This is a genomic window from Microcella frigidaquae, from assembly GCF_014200395.1.
Taxonomy (GTDB): Bacteria; Actinomycetota; Actinomycetes; order Actinomycetales; family Microbacteriaceae; genus Microcella; species Microcella frigidaquae.
Genome location: NZ_JACHBS010000001.1, coordinates 587046 through 605754, shown reverse-complemented (window position 1 = coordinate 605754; position 18709 = coordinate 587046). Strand labels below are relative to the sequence as shown.

Below are 18709 nucleotides of genomic sequence, written 5' to 3'. Positions count from 1 at the left end.
CGGGGCGCTACAGGCCGCGCTTGGCCCGCTGGCTGACCCTCAGGCCCGCGGCGTTCAGCCGGGCGACCAGCTCGCGCCCCGTCACGGGCACGGCACCCTGGGCGATGAGCGCCTCGCGGCGGTCCTCCGGGTAGTCGTAGTGGTCGTGATCGAAGCCGCGCGGAGGGATCCCAGCGGCGACCGCGAAGGCGTGCAGCTCCTCGAGAGAGGTGTCGCTGACCAGGTGGCCCCAGAGTCGACCGTGCGCGGGCCAGATGGGCTCATCGATCAGCACGGTCACCCTGGCGATTGTAGGCTGGGTGACGAGCGCGGCCCGCATCGGGCCCGTTTGACCCTGACTCTCCGCGTCGGCTATTCTTGACCGTTGGTGCGCGCTGGGCTATGCCTGCGCCGACACCCCCCAGAATGTCTCCTCGCGGCAGATGTTGCGGTACGAGGAGTTGTCTCGCGGGACAGCTCCCGGCGAGATTCTTCCCAAACAGAGCAAAGGTGAAACGTGGTCTACGCAGTTGTGCGCGCCGGTGGGCGGCAGGAGAAGGTCGAGGTCGGCACGGTCGTCGTCCTCGATCGCATCAAGGCGAGCGAGGATGGCACCATCCAGCTCACCCCCGTGCTGCTCGTCGACGGTGACACGGTCACCACCGACGCCAAGAAGCTGGCCAAGGTCACCGTGACCGCCGAGGTGCTCGGCGATCTGCGCGGCCCGAAGGTCGTCATCCAGAAGTTCAAGAACAAGACCGGGTACAAGAAGCGCCAGGGTTTCCGCGCCGACCTGACCCGCGTCAAGATCACCGGCATCAAGTAAGGAGTCGCGCACATGGCACACAAGAAGGGCGCATCGTCCACCCGTAACGGTCGCGACTCGAACCCCCAGTACCTGGGCGTGAAGCGCTTCGGCGGCCAGGTCGTCAAGGCCGGCGAGATCCTCGTCCGCCAGCGCGGCACCCACTTCCACCCCGGCGCCAACGTCGGCCGCGGGGGCGACGACACCCTGTTCGCGCTCGCCGCGGGCTCGGTCGAGTTCGGCCAGAAGGGCGGCCGCAAGGTCGTCAACGTCGTCAGCGCCTGACGCTCGACACACAGATTCCACGCGAGGGGGCGGGCTTCGGCCCGCCCCCTCGTCGTTCCAGCAGCACCGCACAGAGAACCACCGATCAGCGAGGGGGATGCCCATGGCCGCGTTCGTCGACCGCGTCACCCTGCACCTGCGCGCCGGCAACGGCGGGCACGGCTGCGTGTCGGTGCGCCGCGAGAAGTTCAAGCCGCTCGCCGGCCCCGACGGCGGCAATGGCGGTGACGGCGGCGACATCGTGCTCGTCGCCTCCGCGCAGGAGACCACCCTGCTGCCGTACCACCGCCGCCCGCACCGCTCCAGCGACAACGGCGGCCCCGGCATGGGCGACAACCGCGCGGGCTTCACCGGCGCCGACCTCGAGCTGCCCGTGCCCGTCGGCACGGTGGTGCGCGACGCCGACGGCACCGAGCTCGCCGACCTGACCGAGCCGGGCATGCGCATCGTCGTCGCGCCCGGCGGCCAGGGCGGCCTCGGCAACGCCGCGCTCGCCACCACGAAGCGCAAGGCTCCCGGCTTCGCCCTGCTCGGCACGCCCGGCTGGGAGGGCGACGTCCTGCTCGAGCTGAAAACCGTCGCCGACGTGGCGCTCGTCGGCTACCCGAGCGCGGGCAAGTCGAGCCTCATCGCCGCCATCTCGGCCGCCAAACCGAAGATCGCCGACTACCCCTTCACGACCCTGCACCCGAACCTCGGCGTCGTCGAGTCGGGCGAGTCGCGCTTCACGGTCGCCGACGTGCCGGGCCTCATCGAGGGCGCGAGCGAGGGCAAGGGCCTCGGCCTGGAGTTCCTGCGCCACGTCGAGCGCTGCAGCGCCCTGCTGCACGTGCTCGACTGCGCCACCCTCGAGCCCGGGCGCGACCCGATCAGCGACCTCGACGTGATCCTGGGCGAGCTGGCGGCGTACCCGGTTCCCGAAGGGCAGCTGCCCCTGCTCGAGCGTCCGCAGCTGATCGCCCTGAACAAGGTCGATGTGCCCGAGGGGCGCGACCTCGCCGCGCTCGTGCGGCCCGAGCTCGAGCAGCGCGGCTACCGGGTGTTCGAGATCAGCGCCGTCAGCCGCGAGGGCCTGCGCGCCCTCACCTTCGCGCTCGCCGAGATCGTCGAGGCCGATCGCGCCGCGAAGGCCGCCGACGCGGTGGTGCGCGAGCGCATCGTGCTGCGGCCCGCGCCGGTCAACGAGAAGGACTTCCGGATCGTCGTCGAGGGCGGCAGCGACGGGCCGGTGTACCGCATCCTCGGCGCGAAGCCCGAGCGCTGGGTGCACCAGACCGACTTCCGCAACGACGAGGCCGTCGGCTACCTCGCCGACCGGCTGGCCAAGCTCGGCGTCGAGGACGGCCTGTTCGCCGCGGGCGCCGTCGCGGGCGCGACCGTCGTGATCGGCCCCGGCGACGGCGTCGTCTTCGACTGGGAGCCCACCCTCACCAGCGCCGCCGAGCTGCTCACCGCGCCGCGCGGCACCGACCCGCGCCTCGACGCGGCGACGCGCCCCTCGACCTCCCAACGCCGGCACAGCTACCACGAGCGCATGGACGCCAAGGCGGCGGCCCGTGCCGACCTCGAGGCCGAGCGCATCGCCGAGCGCGACGCGAGCCGCTGGGACGATGACACCGCATCCGCATCAACCGCCGAGGAGGGCGATGACTGAGCACAGCACGGGCTCCGGCACGCGTGCCGCCGTGGCCGCGGCGAAGCGCATCGTGGTGAAGGTCGGCTCGTCGTCGATCAGCGGCGCCAACGCGGGGCAGATCGGCCCGCTCGTCGACGCCCTCGCGGCGGCCCACGCCCGCGGCCAGGAGGTCGTGCTGGTGTCGTCCGGGGCCATCGCCACGGGCATCCCGTACTTGAAGCTCGACGCGCGCCCGACCGATCTCGCCACCCAGCAGGCGGCGGCGGCCGTGGGCCAGAACGTGCTGATCCACCGCTACCAGGAGAGCCTCGACCGCTACGGCATCGTCGCCGGGCAGGTGCTGCTCACCGCGGGCGACCTCGAGAACGCCACCCCGCGCAGCAACGCGCAGCGGGCCATGGAGCGCCTGCTCGGCCTGCGGATCCTCATCATCGTCAACGAGAACGACACGGTCGCCACGCAGGAGATCCGCTTCGGCGACAACGACCGGCTCGCCGGGCTCGTCAGCGAGCTGATCGGCGCCGACCTGCTCGTGCTGCTCAGCGACGTCGACGCGCTCTACACGAAGCCGCCGCACGAGCCGGACGCCGAGCGCATCGCCGTCGTACCGCACGACGACGACCTCGCGCGCGTCGAGATCGGCTCGATCGGGGCCGCGGGCGTGGGCACCGGGGGAGCCAGCACGAAGATCGCCGCGGCCAAGCTGGCCGTCGGCCAGGGGATCCCCGTCGTGCTCACCTCGACCGACAAGGTCGCCCAGGCCCTCGCGGGCGAGCCCGTCGGAACCTGGTTCGAGGCGGCCCCCGTAGACTGACGGCATGTCGATCGCCGACTCCGACACCCGCTCCAGCGCCCCCGCCGACGCCCTCATCGCGACCGAGCTGATGGCCGCGAAGGAGGCCTCGCGCGCCCTCGCGACCCTCACCACCGCCCGCAAGAACGCCGCCCTCGAGGCCATCGCGGCGGCCATCGAGGATGCGGTGCCGGCGATCATCGCGGCCAATGCCGACGACCTCGAGCGCGGGCAGGCGACCGGGCTGTCGGCCGGGCTGCTCGACCGGCTGCGCCTCGATGAGGCCCGCATCCGGGCCCTCGCCGCCGCCGTGCGCGACGTGGTCGCCCTGCCCGACCCGGTCGGCGTCGTCGTGCGCGGGTCGCGCCTCCCCAACGGGCTGCAGCTGAGCGAGGTGCGGGTGCCGTTCGGCGTGGTCGGCGCGATCTACGAGGCCCGCCCCAACGTCACCGTCGACATCGCCGCGCTCGCGCTCAAGAGCGGCAACGCCGTGCTGCTGCGTGGCGGCAGCGCGGCCGAGAGCTCCAACCGCGTGCTGGTCGCGACGATCCAGTCGGCCATCACCGCCGCGGGGCTGCCTGCCGAGGCGGTGCAGACGATCGACGCCCACGGCCGTGCCGGGGCGACCGCCCTCATGCGCGCCCGCGGCTTCGTCGACGTGCTGATCCCGCGCGGCAGCGCCGACCTCATCCAGACCGTCGTGCGCGAGTCGACCGTGCCCGTCATCGAGACGGGGGCCGGTGTCGTGCACATCGTGCTCGACGCGACCGCCGACGAGGCGATCGCTGTCGACATCGTCCACAACGCCAAAGTGCAGCGCCCCAGCGTGTGCAACGCCGTCGAGACCGTTCTCGTGCACCGCGACGCCGCCGAGCGGCTGCTGCCGCCCGTGCTCGAGCGCCTGCGCGAATCGGGCGTCATCGTGCGCGGCGATGCCCGAGCGCGCGCCGTCGACGCGGCCCTGCCGCCGGCCACCGACGACGACTTCGCGACCGAGCACATGGCGCTCGAGCTGAACGTCGCCATCGTCGACGACCTGGATGCGGCGCTCGAGCACATCCGCCGGTTCTCGACCCAGCACACCGAGTCGATCATCACCCGCGACATGGCCAACGCCGAGCGCTTCCTCGCCGAGGTGGACTCGGCGGTCGTCATGGTCAACGCCTCGACCCGCTTCAGCGACGGCGGCGAGTTCGGCTTCGGCGCGGAGGTCGGCATCTCGACCCAGAAGCTGCACGCCCGCGGGCCGATGGGCCTGCCCGAGCTCACCAGCACCAAGTGGATCGTGCGCGGCGACGGCCAGGTGCGCGGCTGAGCCTCGCGCCTGGGCTCCGCGCCCACCGTCAGCCGGTAGACTGAGCGCCGAGGGGCCGACGGCCCCCTGACCCTCGACTTCGGGAGCACCGCCATGCAGACGACGCTGATGACCCTCATCCTCGCCGCGGAGGAAACCGAGCCGCTGATCGCGCCCCCGCTGGTGATCGCCGGCTCGATGGCCGGCATCTTCATCCTCCTGGCCCTGGCCACCTGGTCGTACCGCGATGTCGCCAACCGCCACAGCCACAAGGTCAAGAAGACCGCGTCGCACGACGCCGGGCACTGATCCGGGCCCTCGCCCCCGCCGATAGCCATCGCCGCCACCACTGCCGACAGCCCGCCCGCATCGCGGGCGCGCATCGGCATCATGGGCGGCACCTTCGACCCGATCCACCACGGGCACCTGGTCGCGGCCAGCGAGGTTGCCCACGCCTTCGCCCTCGACGAGGTCGTGTTCGTGCCCACCGGGCAGCCGTACCAGAAGAGCGGCGTCACCCCCAGCGAGCACCGGTACCTCATGACCGTCATCGCGACGGCCGCCAACCCGCGGTTCCGGGTCAGCCGGGTCGATATCGACCGCGACGGGCCGACGTACACCATCGACACCCTCCGCGACCTCCGGCGCGAGCATCCCGACGCCGACCTGTTCTTCATCTCGGGAGCCGACGCGATCGCGCAGATCCTCACCTGGAAGGATGCGGCCGAGCTCTGGAACCTCGCCCACTTCATCGCTGTCAGCCGACCGGGGCACGATCTCTCCGTTCGCGGTTTGCCGAAGGGCGACGTAAGCTTGCTCGAGATTCCCGCGCTGGCCATCTCGTCGACGGACTGCCGCGAGCGCGTCGAGCACGGATCACCGGTCTGGTACCTCGTGCCCGACGGTGTCGTGCAGTACATCTCGAAGCACCAGCTCTATCGGAGCACGACATCATGAGCACCCCGACCGATCCGCCTCTCAGCCGCCGCGCCGCGCGGCAGGCCGAGCAGTCGGCGCAGGATGCTCAGCAGCAGGCTTTCGCGCGCCCCGAGCAGCACGGCGGCCACGCCGCCCCCATCTCGGTGCCCTCGTCGCCGCCCAGCGATGTCTCGTACCGCACCCAGGTGAGGCCGCGCGTGCCCCACTATGACGCCCCGCCCGCCGCGCACACGGTGATCCCGGGCGCGGCGCCGGGAGTGCCCCCCGTGGCACCGCCCGTGGCGCCGCCCGTCGCGCCACCCGCGACGGAGGCGCCCATGCGCCGCCGCGACTTCCGGCCCCCGGCCGAGCAGGCCGCGCCGACGCATCACGCCGCGCCCCCGGTCGGCGCCCCCACGCAGACCGCTCCCTCCGGCGCTCCGCAGGCCGGCCACGCTGGATTCGACGCCGACCTCGACTACCGAACGCAGTTCGCGCAGCGCCGAGAACCCGTCCCGCCGCAGGGGGATGCCCCGGCCTCCGCCGCGCCGCACTTCATCACTCCACCCGCCCCGCAGGTACCGCTGGCCGCGGCGTCGCTGCCCGTCGAGCAGACGCTCTCTCGCCGGGAGATGCGTGCCCTGCGCGACCAGCTGAACCCCACCGTCGAGCAGGATCCGCCGCCGCTCGTCGCGCCGCAGGCCCCGCCGCCGGTCGCCCAGCCCGCTCCGCAGGTCGTCGCGCCGTCGCACTCGGCGCCGATCGCGCAACCCGTGCAGCCCACGCCTTCGCCGCTCGGTGTCCCCACGGCGCACGTCGCCACGCAGCCCGCTCTCGCTCCCGCGGTCGTTCCCGTGCCCCTCGCCGAGCCTGCGGCGGTTCCGATGCCGACCGTCGGCTCGCCCATGGTGGGCTCGGCGCCGACCGGCAGCCACTGGTCGGTCGGCATCCACGCCGATGACGACCCGTTCGAGAACACCTTCAGCCGGGAGGTGGGGTCGACCTCCGCCGGCACGAGCACAAGCGCGCTCGTGCTTCCCGAGATGCCGATGGGCAGCCTCGCCGGCCCCGTCACGGGCACCGGCGAGATCATCATCACCGGCATGATCGACCTGCCGCGCACCGTCTCATCGACCGGCACCGTGCCGACCGTGCACGACAGCCCCGACATCGACGACCTCTTCGACGCGGGCGACCTCACGCCCGCTCCGGCCGACGCGGCGCCGGTGAGCGCCTCGCGCGCCGTCAGCAGTCATGCCCAGGGGCACAGCATCATCACCCCGAGCAGCCGTCGCCCCTCGAGCAACACGGTCACGACCGTGCTGGTCGCCGCGACGGTCGTGATGGCGGTCGTCGCCATCGGCCTGTTCGTCGTCGCCGCCGTCAACGGGCTATTCTGAGGGCTCTGCCCGCCCCGTTCCGAAGGACACCGTGACCGCATCCGACCGCGCTATCGCCCTCACCCAGGTGGCGGCGAGCGCCGCCGATGCGAAGCAGGGCGGCGACCTGGTGGCGCTCGACGTCTCCGGGCCGCTCCCGCTCACCGACGTCTTCCTGCTCGTCACCGGCCGCAACGAGCGCCAGGTGCAGGCGATCGCCGGTGAGATCGAGGACAAGCTGATCGAGGCGGGCGCCAAGCCGCTGCGCCGCGAGGGCCGCGCGGAGGGCCGCTGGGTGCTGCTCGACTTCGGCGACCTCGTGGTGCACGTCTTCCATGAGGAGGAGCGCCTGTTCTACTCGCTCGAGCGCCTCTGGAAGGACTGCCCGGTCGTTCCGCTGACGCTCGGTGAGCATCCAGTCGACGCATAGCGTCGGACGGGCAGACTGGGGGGCATGAAGTGCCCTACCGACGACACGCTGCTCGTGATGAGCGACCGCAACGGTATCGAGATCGACTACTGCCCGCAGTGCCGGGGCGTGTGGCTCGATCGTGGCGAGCTCGACAAGATCATCGAGCGGGCCTCGACCGTGGCGCCGGCCCCCTCGGCCGCCCCGCGCGTCGACCTGCCGCCGCAGGCGCCCTCCGCGCCGCCGCCCGGCGGCTACCCGGCGGGCAGCTATGCACAGCCGGGCTACGGCCGTCGCTGGGCCTCGTCGCACTCGCCGGGGTCGGCCCCGCGCTATGGCCAGGGGTACCCCGGCAGCGGCTACAAGCGGCCGAAGAACTGGCTCAGCGAGCTCTTCGACTGAGCCACTCGGCCCGCACCCTCGCGCGGGCGAGCGAAGCCCCGGCCGAATTGGTCGGCGGCCCCGCGGTGTACTAGTCTTATCGAGTTGTCACCGGCCAGCAGGTCGGCGACCACGGGCCTGTGGCGCAGCTGGTAGCGCACCTGCATGGCATGCAGGGGGTCAGGGGTTCGAGTCCCCTCAGGTCCACGAACGACATCCCGGTCTCGGCCGGGATTCGTCGTATCCGGCGCCTGCTGGCCCGAGCAGCGGGGCGGCGCGCCGGCGATGCCGAGCCCTGCGCCGGCATCCGGTTCGAGAGGACCCGTCGTGACTCGCGACCTCCCCGCCCCCGCCGTCTCCGCCCAGCGCATGCACGCGATCACCGAGGAGACGACCCAGATCGTCGACATGGTGCTCGAGTACGCGCGCCGTCGCATCCTCAGCGATGACACCCCGCTCGACAAGCCGTTCACCCCCTCCGAGTTGCGGCGCCTCGCCGGCCGCACCATCAGCGACGAGGGCATGGGCGCCCGTCGGGCTCTCGCCCTGTTCGAGAACGTGCTCGCGCCGTCGTGCATCACGACCGAGCATCCCCAGTACCTGTCGTTCATCCCGTCCGCGCCGTCGAAGGCGGCGACCGCCTTCGATCTGATCGTCTCGGCGACGGCCGTGTACGGCGGTTCGTGGCTCGAGGGCTCCGGTGCCGTCTACGCCGAGAACGACGTGCTGGCCTGGCTCGCGCACGAGTTCGGCTTGCCCGAGACCGCCGGCGGCGTCTTCGTGCAGGGCGGCACGATCGGCAACCTGTCGGCGCTCGTCGCCGCCCGCGACCACGCCGACCGGCTGCGCCGCGAGGCGGGGCGCGCCCGCCCCGAGCGCTGGGTCGTCGTGGCGAGCTCGGAGGCCCACTCGTCGATCGCGAGCGCGGCCCGCGTCATGGACATCGACGTCGTGGTCGTGCGAGCCGGTGACGACGGCGTCATGCGCGCCGACGGGGTGCGGGATGCCCTCCGCGAGCACGGCGACGCGGTGATCGCCGTCGTCGTGACCGGGGGTTCCACGAACTTCGGCATCGTCGACGACCTCGCCGGCGTCGCCGCGCTGAAGGACGAGCGCGACTTCTGGCTGCACGTCGACGGTGCCTACGGCCTGGCCGCGGCGCTGACGGAGATCGCCCGCCCGCGCTTCGCCGGGCTCGAGCGCGCCGATTCGCTCATCGTCGACCCGCACAAGTGGCTGTTCACGCCGTTTGACTCCTGCGCCCTGCTGTATCGCGACCCCGAGATCGCCCGCCTGGCGCACACGCAGCACGCCGAGTACCTCGACGCCCTCACCGACTCCTCCGAGTGGAACCCCTCCGACTACTCGGTGCAGCTCACCCGGCGTGCCCGCGGCCTCCCGCTCTGGTTCTCGCTCGCGACCTTCGGCGCGCAGGCCTACCGCGACGCGATCACCGCCTCGATCGAGCTCGCGCACGCCGCCGCCGACGAGATCCGCGCCCGCGAGCACGTTCGCCTCGTCCGCGACCCGCAGCTCTCGGTCGTGGTGTTCGAGCGCATCGGCTGGGAGCACGGCGACTACGCGCACTGGTCGAACCGGCTGCTCGACGACCAGCACGCCTTCGTGGTGCCGAGCTCGCACGCCGGCCGGCCCAACGCGCGCTTCGCGATCGTCAACCCGCGCACGACGGTGGACGACCTGATCGGGATCCTCGACACCATGGTCTGAGTGCGCGCCGCGCCCTACACTGGCGCGGTGACCTCCGCCCCGGTCTCCGCGCAGCCTGCGGAGCCGCGCGCCGCGCGCTGGCTGGCGGCGCTGCTCACCCCCCTCGTCGTGCTGCTCGCCGCGGTCGGTCTCGATGCCGTCGATCAGGTCGCGCCCGAGCCCCTGGGCGGCACCGCGGCACGCTACATCCCGCCCGACGGGCAGCGCACGGTGCTGCGCGACAGTGCGGGAGCGATCGTCGTCGTCGAGCATGCGCGCTCGGTCGGCATCGAGGGCCTGCTCGCCGCACCGCCCGCCGTGGCGGCCGGCGTGCTGACCCGACTCGGCGAGGCGGAGGCCCGGGTCGCCCAGTGGTGGCGGGTCACCCGCACCGACGATGCCGGGGTGCGCTCGACCGACCTCTACCGCCTCTCGGAGGAGGGCATCGGACAGGTCGCCGCCTGGGGCGGGCAGGTCGGGTTCGTGTTCGAGCCGGAGCTGCCGCTGCTGCCGGCCGAGGCCGTTCCGGGCGACCTCTGGCGGGCATCCGGAAGCGCTCTCGCTGACGGCGCGCTGACCTTCGAGGTCGAGGGCGCGGCCTTCGTGGCGACCGGGCCCTTCACCGACGTGCAGGGCGCCGCCGTGCCGCTGACCGGGGGGTGCCTGGGTGTCGACAGCACCGTGCGCATCGCGTCGCCGTCGGATGCTCTCGAGACCGTGATCGTCGACTCGACCGTGTGGTGCCCCGGGCGCGGTCCGGTGTGGAGCTCGGGCACGGTGGACGGCGAGCCGATCGGCCAGGCCGAGGAGCGCCCCCTCGTCGTCGCCGCGCTCGAGCGCGGGCTGCCCGCGGTCGCGCCCTGGCCCGCGGCGGTCGAGCCTTCCGCGCGCCTCGACCCCGCTCAGCGTCTGCCTCTCGTGCAGGTGGACCCCTTCTTCGGCGACATCGAGGCGACTGCCCAGTTCGCGGTGCCGCCCGTCGCTCTGCCCGATGGCCGGCTGCTCGTGGCCAATGACCGCGGCGACGAGGTGCAGTGGTGGCGGCTGGGCGAGGGGCGCGCCGAGCTCGACGCGGCCGCGCATCCGGGCGGCGTCATCATCGCGCTGGCCGGCGTGGGTGACCTCGCGGTCGCGACCACCGCCCAGCGCGCCGTGGTCGCCTACGACGGCCTCGGACGCCGCCTGTGGCAGTGGCGCGGCCCGGAGCTGGTTCTGGCCGATCCGGTCGCCGTCGCCCGAGCCGGAACCGTGCCCGATGTGCTCGTGGCCGACCGGGGAGGACGTGTCACGCTCCTCGAGGGCGGCACGGGGGTGCCCCGGTGGTCGGTCGATCTCGGAGGCGACACCCGCGCGCCCCTCGTCGTCGCGGGCACGACCGCCGTCGTGGCGGATGAGCGCGGCCGTGTCTCGGGCTTCGACCTCGCCGACGGAACGGTGCGCTGGCAGGTCGACGCCGGGTTCGTGGACGGGGCGGCTACCGACCCCGACGGGACGGCGATCGCCCTGCAGCTCGATTCCGGCGACCTCGTCGTGCTCGACCCCGGCGACGGCAGCGAGCGGTACACGGTGCGCTACCCCGGCATCGCCCGCTCGCTCCTCGTGACGCGGGATGCCGTGCTCGCGCTCGCGGACGAGCGGCTTCTCGCCGTCGCTCTCGCCGACGGGGCCGAGCTCTGGCGCGGCCCGGGCGGGCTCGCTCTAGTCGGCGGGGGAGACGCCGTCGCCGTTCTGGCCGCTGACGCCCTGCGCCTGACCGCGGTCGCCGACGGTCGCGTGCTCGACGAGCTGCCGCTGGAGCCCGCCGCGGTGAGCGCGACGCGGGGCGCCGTGGCCGTCGGCGGGGCCGTGCTGGTCGTCGACTCCGACGGGGTCGTCGTCCGGAGCGTGCTCCGATGACCCCCCTGCGCCGACTGGCAGCCGGTCTCTCCCGCTTCTGGAGCGGACTGATCACCACGCCGATCCGCGACGGCCGACTGCGCGACACCGGGTGGCCGGTCGGCCTGCGCCCCATCGTGGTGGTGGGGGTCGTCGCCTTCGCCCTCGCCGTGCTCCTGATCCTGCTCGCGCCCGCGATCCGAGCCGCGCTGCCCCTGTCGGTGACGGTCGGCGCGACCGTGCTGTCGCTGCCGCGGCTCGTGCTGCCGACGATCTTCTGGCTGATCATCCTGTCGATCGCCCTCGTTCAGTCGGCCGCCCTGCACGTGCGGGCGCGCACGGCCGCGGTGCTCACCGTCATGACGGTGCTCGTCGTGCTCTTCCTCGGATCGCTCGACCTCGGCAGCGACGGCGAGGGCGGCCTCGGGGTGACCCCCGGCAAGGTCGTGTCGGTGGTCGTCGCGTCGGTGATCGTCGCGCTGACGGTGCTGCGGCACCGGCGGGACTTCGCCTGGTGGGAGTTCCCGCTCATGCTCGCCCTGGTCGCGGGCGCGGCCGTCGTCGCGCTCGGCCGCAGCGCCCAGCAGAGCGCAGCCTTCGGGCTCGATTTCGGCCCGCCGACCGCTTCGCTCGTCATGTCGTCGATCGGGCAGCTGGCGGTGCCGGCCGCGCTCGCCGCCGGGGTCGCCGTCGCCGAGTTCGCCATCACCGCGTCGACGGCGGCCGTCGCGGCGGTGCAGCGCCCGGGTGCCGCGCCCGAGGAGACGCCCCTCGCACGGCTCGGCCTGCGCGCCGTGCCCCTGGTGCTGCTCGTCGCCTTCCTCGCGGTTGCGCTCTGGCGCGTCATCGAGCTCGTGGTCGCCCTGCTGCTCGGGCTAGGAGTCGCCATCGAGCCCGGCGACCTGCCGCTCTCCGCGGCCCTGATCGGGCTGGTCGCACTGCTGTGGTGGGTGCTCGCACGGCTCCGTGGCGGGTCGGCCGCCCGCATCGGCACGGTGATGACCCACCTCGACGCCGTCGCGTTCCCCGTCGCGGTCGCGCTCACCGTGACCCTCGCGCCCCTCGTGGCACTGCTGCTCGGCGTGCAGGTGCTGAGCGCCTGGGGTCTTGACCCGGCCACGACCGGCGGGGCGCTCGCGGTCGCGGATGCTCTCCGCAGCTCCGTGGCCCTCTCCGTCGTCCGGCTCGGGGTCGGGCTCGGGCTCATCGTTCTGGCCCTGCTGCTCGCCCGCCGCGGCGGCCGCGGAGCCCCCGAGCTCATGGCCGCGATCGGCGTCATGGCGATCCTCAGTGCGGGCCCCGCGCTGCTCGAGACCCGGCTGCCGTGGTCGTCGCCCGCCCTCGCGACCGTGGTGGCGCTGGCGACGCTCGTGCTCGCCGCGGTGCTGGCCGTGCGCCGCCAGCTCGACTCCCGACGCCTGGCCCTCCTGCTCACGGCCCTCCTGCTGTCGGCGGCGGCCGCCTGGCGCGACGTGCTCGCCGATCCGCTGAGCGCCGTGATCGGGGCGAGCGGTCTCGCGCTCGTGCTGTTCGGCTTCGTCTGGGGCTTCCTGACCGATGCTGACATCACGCACGGCGACAGCCGCGCCTATCCGCGCCCGGCGCGCGTGCTGCTGTTCCTGGCGAACGCGGTCTTCGGCGTGACGGTGCTCGCCTACGGCGCGCTCGCCCGCTCGGTTGATGCGGGTATCGATCTCGACGCCTTCGCCCAGTTCGGCGATCAGCTGCTCGGCACGGCCGTGATCCTCGCCGCGGTGATGGCGGTCTGGGCGGCTGCGGTGTCGGCCGATTCCCGGCCGGCTCGCGCTACCGTGGGGCCATGACCGAGCCGACCGAGCCCACCGAGCCGACCGAGCCGACCGAGCCGACCGAGCCGACCGAGCCGACCGAGCCGACGTTCGACCCGCTCCTGCAGAGCGCGCTGCGCACCCACACCGATTACGGCGTCGAGAAGCTGGAGGAGGCCGATCTCGCGGCCGACCCGTTCACCCAGTTCACGGCCTGGCTGGCCGAGGCGGCCGAGCGCGGCGTGTACGAGCCGAACGCGATGGTGCTGGGCACGATCGACCCCGATGGTGCCCCCTCGATCCGCACCGTGCTGCTGCGCGGCGTCGACGAGCGCGGCTTCGCCTTCTACACCGACTACACCTCGCGCAAGGGCCGGGCCCTGCTCTCCAACCCCGGGGTCGCCGTCGTCTTCCCGTGGTACACCCTGCACCGCCAGGTGAAGATCTTCGGCACGGCCCACCGTGTCGAGCCTGAGGACTCGGAGGCCTACTTCGCGAACCGACCGCGCGGCGCCCAGGTGGCGGCGTGGTCGAGCGATCAGTCGCAGCCCATCGCCTCGCGCGCGGCGCTCGAGCAGAAGGTGGTCGACGCCGAGCAGCGCTTCGCGGACGCCGAGACCGTGCCGCGCCCGGAGCGCTGGGGCGGATTCCGCATCGTCCCCGACCGTGTGGAGTTCTGGCAGGGCCGCACCTCGCGCCTGCACGACCGCCTGCTCTTCCACCGCGCGGGGGAGGGCTGGAGGGTGGAGCGGCTGCAACCGTGAATCCCGGCGCCGGGAATACCGGCGCCGCATCCCGCGTTCCCCTTTTCGATGCATTCGCATAGAATTGTGGATGCGCTACCGGGCCCGAACGACGCCCGCCCCGCACGACAGACAGGGAGAACCATGGCCATCAGCGATCCGAGCGACCTCGAGCTCGGCCTCGACACCTTCGGTGACGTCACCGTCGACGCCGACGGGGCTCCGCTCTCGTACGCCCAGGTGATCCGCAACGTGGTAGCCGAGGGCGTTCTCGCCGACCAGGTGGGCGTCGACGCGATCACCGTCGGCGAGCACCACCGCGACGACTTCGCGGTCTCGGCCCCCGACGTCGTGCTCACCGCCATCGCCGCCCGCACCGAGCGCATCCGCGTCGGCAGCGGCGTGACCGTGCTCAGCTCGGACGACCCGATCCGCGTCTTCCAGCGGTTCGCGACGATCGACGCCATCTCGAACGGCCGCGCCGAGGTCATCATGGGCCGCGGCTCGTTCACCGAGTCGTTCCCGCTGTTCGGCTACGCGCTGCAGGACTACCAGACCCTCTTCGAGGAGAAGCTCAACCTCTACGCCGAGGTGCAGAAGGAGCAGCCCGTCACCTGGCAGGGCTCGACCCGCGCCCCGCTGCAGAACCAGATGGTCTACCCGACCACCGAGAGCGGCAACCTCCGCACCTGGGTCGGCGTCGGCGGCAGCCCCGAGTCGGTCGTCCGGGCCGCGCAGTACGGCTTCCCGCTCATGCTCGCCATCATCGGCGGTCCGGCCGAGCGCTTCGCGCCGTTCGTCGAGCTCTACCACCGCGCGCTCACCCAGCTCGAGAAGCCGTGGCAGCCGGTGGGCGTGCACTCGCCCGGCTACATCGCCGAGACCGATGAGCAGGCCATGGAGGAGCTGTGGCCCGCCTACGAGCAGATGTTCGGCCGCATCGGCCGCGAGCGCGGCTGGGGCCCGACGACCTACGCCCACTTCCGCCAGGAGGTCGAGCACGGCTCGCTGTACGTCGGCTCGCCCGAGACCGTCGCGCGCAAGATCGCGGCGACCGTGTCGACGCTCGGCATCCAGCGGTTCGACCTCAAGTACTCGACCGGCCCGCTGTCGCACGACAAGCTCATGCGCGCGATCGAGCTCTACGGCACCGAGGTCATGCCGCGCGTGCGCGAGCTGCTCGCCGAGCTGAAGGCTCCCGCTACGGCCCGGTGACGACGGGGATGCCCGTGGCGCTCGACGCGCTTTCGACGCTGCCGCCGTTCGTGAGGTCGGTGAAGCCCAGGGCGGCCATCCGGTCGATCGCCTGGGCCGAACGGTTGCCGCTGCGGCAGTAGACGTAGTAGCTGCCGGCGGGGTCGAGGGCGCTGATCTGCGCCTCGAAGTCGGGCGACTGCACGTCGATGTTCACGGCGCCCTCGAGGTGGCCGCCGGCGAACTCGGCGGGCGTGCGCACGTCGATCACGACGGTGCTCTCGGCGAGCGCGACCGGCTCGGCCGGTGCCGTGCAGGCGGAGACGCCCACGGCGAGGCCGAGGGTGAGCGAGAGGGCGAGCAGGAGGCGGCGCATCGGAGTCCTTCCGGATCGGTGGGGGAACGCATCCACTATACCCTAGGGGGTATTTTAGGGCGCGCCGGATGCGGGGCCTGGGCCGTGCCGCCCCCGGATGCTTGACTGGCCTCATGAGCGACACGATCCTCGACCGCCGTGTGCTCGTCGTCGCGGTGCTCGCCGCCTTCGCCGCCTTCCTCGACGGTTCGATCGTCACGGTCGCCCTGCCGGCCATCACGGTCGAGCTCGGCGGGGGACTGCCCGTGCAGCAGTGGGTGGTCGACGCGTATCTGATCACCCTCGGCTCGCTCATCCTCATCGCGGGCTCGCTCAGCGACCTGCTCGGCCGCATCGCCGTGCTGCGCATCGGGCTCATCGCCTTCGGCCTCACCTCGCTCGCCTGCGGTCTGGCACCGACCGCCGAGGTGCTCATCGCCGCGCGCGCCGCCCAGGGCGTCGCCGGAGCGCTGCTGGTTCCCAGTTCCCTGGCGCTCATCATGAGCACGCACCGCGGCGCCGCCCAGTCGCGTGCGATCGGGCTCTGGACGGCCTGGACCTCGGCCGCCTTCATCGTCGGACCCCTGCTCGGCGGGCTGCTCACCGACGCGGCCAGCTGGCGCTGGGTGTTCGTGATCAACGTGCTGCCGATCGCGCTGACGCTTGCGCTGCTCGTGCCGTTCCGCAACGAGCGCCCGGCCGAGCGCCCGCCGATCGACGTGCTCGGCGCGGTGCTCGGCGCGCTCGGGCTCGGCGGGGTCGTGTTCGCGCTCATCGAGCAGGCCAACTACGGCTGGGGCTCGCCCGTCGTGCTCGCGCCGCTCGTCGTCGGCACGCTCGCGCTGATCGGCTTCCTCGTGCGGCAGGCCACGGCGCGGCATCCGATGATGCCGCTCGGGCTGTTCCGCCAGCGCAATTTCGCCGTCGGCAACCTGGCCACGGTCGCGATCTACGCGGCGCTCTCCGTCGCCGGCCTGGCCCTCGTGCTCTACCTGCAGCAGGTCGCGGGACTCTCGGCCACTGCCGCAGGCCTCGTCACCCTGCCGGTGAGCATCCTGCTCATCGCGCTCTCGTCGTTCTTCGGCGGCTGGGCCGGGCGGGTCGGCGCCCGCTGGTTCATGGCCGCCGGGCCCGCCGTCGCCGCGGTCGGCATGCTGCTGCTGCAGGCGATCGCCACACCCTTCGACCTCGTGCAGCAGGCGCTCGCGGGCGTGCTGCTCTACGGGCTCGGCATCGCGATGACGGTCGCGCCGCTCACCTCGGCGATCCTCGGCGCGATCGAGCCGGAGCGCGCCGGTATCGCCTCCGCCGTCAACAACGCCGTGGCGCGCATCGCCGGGCTCGTCGCGATCGCGGTGCTCGGTGCTCTTGTCGGAACGACCGTCGACGATGCCTGGCTCGATCGTGCTCTGCTGCTGTGCGCCGGGCTGCTGCTCTCGGGTGCGCTCATCTCGGCCGTGGGCATCCGCACCCCGCGCCCGGCGGCGACGTAGGCTCGACGCATGCGACGGCGCCGACGGCTCACCCGGGCGGGGGTCGTCGCGCTCGCGGCCGCTCTCGTGGCCGTCACCGGATGCTCCGCCGAGGCTCCGCCGCCCCCTCCGCCGCTCGCACGCCTCGTCGGGGCGCCTGCCCCGCTCGACCCGACCGCGGTCTACCTCGAGCAGCGCATCGCCGCGATGACCCTCGAGCAGAAGGTCGCGGCCCTGATCATGGTGCACGTGCCCGGCACCGACCCCGCGCGCATCCGCTCGGTGATCGACGCCCACGGGCTCGCGGGCGTGATCCTCATGGGCGACAACATCCCCGGGCCCGCCGCGCGGGTCGCCGCCCTGACCGGGGAGCTGAGCTCGGAGCCGGGGCTGCCCGTGCTCACCGCCATCGATCAGGAGGGCGGCATCGTGCGCCGTCTGCAGGAGGACCGCTTCGCCGCCTCCTGGGAGCTCCGCGCCGCCCCGCCGGCCGCCGCGGAGCAGGCCTTCGCCGGGCGTTCGGCGCTCGTCGCCGATGCCGGCGTGCTCATCAACTTCGGCATCGTCGCCGACGTCACGCCCGATCGCTCCTCGTTCATCCACGTGCGCACTCTCGGCGAGACGCCAGCTGCGGCCGCGGAACGGGTGGCTGCGGCGGTGCGGGGCGAGCAGGGCTCGGTGCTCTCGACCCTCAAGCACTTCCCGGGCCACGGGGCCAGCCCGGACGACTCGCACGTGAGCATCCCGCGGTCGAGCCTCACCGTCGAGGAGTGGCGTGCGACCCACGCGGTGCCGTTCCGCGCCGGCATCGAGGCGGGCGCGCCCCTGGTGATGACGGGTCATCTGCTGTTCGATCGGGTCAGCCCCCTGCCCGCGTCGCTGTCACCGACCTGGATCACGATCCTTCGCGAGCAACTCGGCTTCGAGGGCGTCATCGTGACCGACGACATGCTGATGCTCCAGCGCTCGGGGGTGGCCGACTACCGCGACCCGGTGCGCAACGCAGTGCGGGCGCTGGCGGCCGGCAACGACTTGCTGCTGTACGTGCTGCCCGCCGACCCGTCGACGGTCGGGGTCGATCTGGCCGACATGATCCGGGCGCTCGCAGCGGCTGTGGAGGACGGCCGGATCGACGAGGCGAGCGTCAACGCCTCGCTCGAGCGGGTGCTCGGGATGCGCCGTGCCGCGTCGGGCGAGATCGGGCCGTACGTCGACTGCGGACCGAAGTGCCGTGGTGCTCTCGCCCGCCCGCACGTGGCGGAGGGCACCGCGGGCGGCTAGAGCGTCGGCAGGTCGAAGTCGGTGACGCGCTCCGGCAGCTGATTGGTCGTCACGCCGCGCGGCAGCACGTCGGCGGTGGCCGGCGCCGAGGCGGCGACGGTCGCCGTGATGGCGCCGAGCACGATGGAGAGCGTGCCGAGCCCGGTAATGAACGCCGTCACAGGGGTGAGGCGGCGGTGCCGTTCGAGGGAGACGACGATGGCACCGACGAGCAGCAGGGTGGCTGCCGTGATGATGAGCGCGATCATGACGATTCGTTCCTGTCGGGTAGCGAGGAACGCGGTTCCGCACGCGGAATCGGGTTTCGGGTGGGGTGACGTGTGGGTGCACGACCCCTTCAGGGTACGCCCGTGCCCGACCGCGATCAACCATTGGTGAGCCGGTGTCGCCACCCCACTCCGGGGGGAGGGGGTTCC

General features: G+C 72.9%; 20 protein-coding genes and 1 tRNA gene. 18 read left to right on the top strand and 3 right to left on the bottom strand.

Going from position 1 to position 18709, the window contains the following annotated elements; translation table 11 throughout:
- Nucleotides 1-7: 7 nt before the first annotated feature.
- Nucleotides 8-280: a DUF4031 domain-containing protein gene (locus tag BJ959_RS02970; RefSeq protein WP_153981693.1), complete on the bottom strand. Its 273-nt coding sequence runs from the start codon at nt 278-280 to the stop codon at nt 8-10.
- Between the two features lie 216 nt (nt 281-496).
- Here BJ959_RS02970 and rplU point away from each other — a divergent pair, with 216 nt between their 5' ends.
- The 16 genes from rplU to BJ959_RS02890 all read left to right on the top strand — a co-directional run bounded on the left by rplU (nt 497) and on the right by BJ959_RS02890 (nt 15206).
- Entirely contained in the window at nt 497-805 is a 309-nt protein-coding gene (gene rplU / locus BJ959_RS02965; RefSeq protein ID WP_153981692.1) for a 50S ribosomal protein L21, read from the top strand.
- 12 nt (nt 806-817) lie between these two features.
- Nucleotides 818-1069: a 50S ribosomal protein L27 gene (gene rpmA, locus BJ959_RS02960; protein ID WP_153981691.1), complete on the top strand. Its 252-nt coding sequence runs from the start codon at nt 818-820 to the stop codon at nt 1067-1069.
- 103 nt (nt 1070-1172) lie between these two features.
- Nucleotides 1173-2723: a GTPase ObgE gene (obgE, locus tag BJ959_RS02955; protein WP_153981690.1), complete on the top strand. Its 1551-nt coding sequence runs from the start codon at nt 1173-1175 to the stop codon at nt 2721-2723.
- Nucleotides 2716-3519, top strand: a complete 804-nt coding sequence (gene proB / locus BJ959_RS02950) for a glutamate 5-kinase (protein ID WP_153981689.1) — start codon at nt 2716-2718, stop codon at nt 3517-3519. The genes obgE and proB overlap by 8 nt, the downstream gene beginning before the upstream one ends.
- A 4-nt stretch (nt 3520-3523) precedes the next feature.
- Nucleotides 3524-4813 (top strand): glutamate-5-semialdehyde dehydrogenase, encoded by a 1290-nt coding sequence (locus tag BJ959_RS02945; protein WP_153981688.1) that lies wholly within the window; start codon nt 3524-3526, stop codon nt 4811-4813.
- A 93-nt stretch (nt 4814-4906) separates the two neighbouring features.
- Complete coding sequence (locus BJ959_RS02940) at nt 4907-5101, top strand: TMEM165/GDT1 family protein (RefSeq protein ID WP_153981687.1); 195 nt, start codon at nt 4907-4909, stop codon at nt 5099-5101.
- Between the two features lie 27 nt (nt 5102-5128).
- Complete coding sequence (gene nadD, locus BJ959_RS02935) at nt 5129-5749, top strand: nicotinate-nucleotide adenylyltransferase (protein ID WP_341800019.1); 621 nt, start codon at nt 5129-5131, stop codon at nt 5747-5749.
- A complete protein-coding gene (locus BJ959_RS02930) occupies nt 5746-7110 on the top strand; it encodes a hypothetical protein (protein WP_153981685.1) in 1365 nt (454 codons plus the stop codon). Before nadD ends, BJ959_RS02930 begins: the two co-directional genes overlap by 4 nt.
- 31 nt (nt 7111-7141) lie before the next feature.
- Nucleotides 7142-7519: a ribosome silencing factor gene (gene rsfS / locus BJ959_RS02925; protein WP_153981684.1), complete on the top strand. Its 378-nt coding sequence runs from the start codon at nt 7142-7144 to the stop codon at nt 7517-7519.
- A gap of 24 nt (nt 7520-7543) precedes the next feature.
- Entirely contained in the window at nt 7544-7900 is a 357-nt protein-coding gene (locus tag BJ959_RS02920) for a TFIIB-type zinc ribbon-containing protein (protein WP_153981683.1), read from the top strand.
- Between the two features lie 113 nt (nt 7901-8013).
- Nucleotides 8014-8086 (top strand) — tRNA-Ala (locus tag BJ959_RS02915).
- Nucleotides 8087-8248: 162 nt separating this feature from the next.
- Nucleotides 8249-9607, top strand: coding sequence for a pyridoxal phosphate-dependent decarboxylase family protein (locus BJ959_RS02910; RefSeq protein WP_243739010.1), 1359 nt, complete (start codon nt 8249-8251; stop codon nt 9605-9607).
- Nucleotides 9608-9634: 27 nt separating this feature from the next.
- Nucleotides 9635-11482 (top strand): outer membrane protein assembly factor BamB family protein, encoded by a 1848-nt coding sequence (locus tag BJ959_RS12940; protein WP_153981681.1) that lies wholly within the window; start codon nt 9635-9637, stop codon nt 11480-11482.
- Entirely contained in the window at nt 11479-13284 is a 1806-nt protein-coding gene (locus BJ959_RS02900; RefSeq protein WP_153981680.1) for a hypothetical protein, read from the top strand. Before BJ959_RS12940 ends, BJ959_RS02900 begins: the two co-directional genes overlap by 4 nt.
- Entirely contained in the window at nt 13281-14012 is a 732-nt protein-coding gene (gene pdxH, locus BJ959_RS02895; RefSeq protein ID WP_153981679.1) for a pyridoxamine 5'-phosphate oxidase, read from the top strand. The genes BJ959_RS02900 and pdxH overlap by 4 nt, the downstream gene beginning before the upstream one ends.
- 123 nt (nt 14013-14135) lie before the next feature.
- Nucleotides 14136-15206 carry an LLM class flavin-dependent oxidoreductase gene (locus BJ959_RS02890; protein WP_153981678.1) on the top strand — a complete coding sequence of 357 codons (1071 nt, stop codon included), beginning with the start codon at nt 14136-14138 and terminating at the stop codon, nt 15204-15206.
- On the opposite strand, the gene BJ959_RS02885 is transcribed toward BJ959_RS02890, so the two are convergent.
- Nucleotides 15193-15561: a rhodanese-like domain-containing protein gene (locus BJ959_RS02885; RefSeq protein WP_153981677.1), complete on the bottom strand. Its 369-nt coding sequence runs from the start codon at nt 15559-15561 to the stop codon at nt 15193-15195. The two genes, BJ959_RS02890 and BJ959_RS02885, sit on opposite strands and share 14 nt — an antisense overlap.
- 113 nt (nt 15562-15674) lie before the next feature.
- On the opposite strand from BJ959_RS02885, the gene BJ959_RS02880 reads away from it, so the two are divergent.
- Together BJ959_RS02880 and BJ959_RS02875 are read left to right on the top strand one after the other, a co-directional pair.
- Nucleotides 15675-17033 (top strand): MFS transporter, encoded by a 1359-nt coding sequence (locus BJ959_RS02880; protein ID WP_153981676.1) that lies wholly within the window; start codon nt 15675-15677, stop codon nt 17031-17033.
- 9 nt (nt 17034-17042) lie between these two features.
- Nucleotides 17043-18293 (top strand): glycoside hydrolase family 3 N-terminal domain-containing protein, encoded by a 1251-nt coding sequence (locus BJ959_RS02875; protein WP_153981675.1) that lies wholly within the window; start codon nt 17043-17045, stop codon nt 18291-18293.
- Here the strand turns inward: BJ959_RS02875 and BJ959_RS02870 are convergent.
- Nucleotides 18290-18541 (bottom strand): hypothetical protein, encoded by a 252-nt coding sequence (locus tag BJ959_RS02870; protein ID WP_153981674.1) that lies wholly within the window; start codon nt 18539-18541, stop codon nt 18290-18292. The genes BJ959_RS02875 and BJ959_RS02870 overlap by 4 nt on opposite strands.
- Nucleotides 18542-18709 lie beyond the last annotated feature (168 nt).

What these genes read in the sequence shown, in the direction of transcription:
- rpmA (WP_153981691.1), top strand. Translation starts at nt 818, where the DNA reads ATGGCACACAAGAAGGGCGCATCGTCCACCCGTAACGGTCGCGACTCG.
- obgE (WP_153981690.1), top strand. Translation starts at nt 1,173, where the DNA reads ATGGCCGCGTTCGTCGACCGCGTCACCCTGCACCTGCGCGCCGGCAAC.
- proB (WP_153981689.1), top strand. Translation starts at nt 2,716, where the DNA reads ATGACTGAGCACAGCACGGGCTCCGGCACGCGTGCCGCCGTGGCCGCG.
- BJ959_RS02945 (WP_153981688.1), top strand. Translation starts at nt 3,524, where the DNA reads ATGTCGATCGCCGACTCCGACACCCGCTCCAGCGCCCCCGCCGACGCC.
- BJ959_RS02940 (WP_153981687.1), top strand. Translation starts at nt 4,907, where the DNA reads ATGCAGACGACGCTGATGACCCTCATCCTCGCCGCGGAGGAAACCGAG.
- BJ959_RS02930 (WP_153981685.1), top strand. Translation starts at nt 5,746, where the DNA reads ATGAGCACCCCGACCGATCCGCCTCTCAGCCGCCGCGCCGCGCGGCAG.
- BJ959_RS02920 (WP_153981683.1), top strand. Translation starts at nt 7,544, where the DNA reads ATGAAGTGCCCTACCGACGACACGCTGCTCGTGATGAGCGACCGCAAC.
- BJ959_RS02910 (WP_243739010.1), top strand. Translation starts at nt 8,249, where the DNA reads ATGCACGCGATCACCGAGGAGACGACCCAGATCGTCGACATGGTGCTC.
- BJ959_RS02900 (WP_153981680.1), top strand. Translation starts at nt 11,479, where the DNA reads ATGACCCCCCTGCGCCGACTGGCAGCCGGTCTCTCCCGCTTCTGGAGC.
- pdxH (WP_153981679.1), top strand. Translation starts at nt 13,281, where the DNA reads ATGACCGAGCCGACCGAGCCCACCGAGCCGACCGAGCCGACCGAGCCG.
- BJ959_RS02890 (WP_153981678.1), top strand. Translation starts at nt 14,136, where the DNA reads ATGGCCATCAGCGATCCGAGCGACCTCGAGCTCGGCCTCGACACCTTC.
- BJ959_RS02885 (WP_153981677.1), bottom strand. Translation starts at nt 15,561, where the DNA reads ATGCGCCGCCTCCTGCTCGCCCTCTCGCTCACCCTCGGCCTCGCCGTG.
- BJ959_RS02880 (WP_153981676.1), top strand. Translation starts at nt 15,675, where the DNA reads ATGAGCGACACGATCCTCGACCGCCGTGTGCTCGTCGTCGCGGTGCTC.
- BJ959_RS02875 (WP_153981675.1), top strand. Translation starts at nt 17,043, where the DNA reads ATGCGACGGCGCCGACGGCTCACCCGGGCGGGGGTCGTCGCGCTCGCG.
- BJ959_RS02870 (WP_153981674.1), bottom strand. Translation starts at nt 18,541, where the DNA reads ATGATCGCGCTCATCATCACGGCAGCCACCCTGCTGCTCGTCGGTGCC.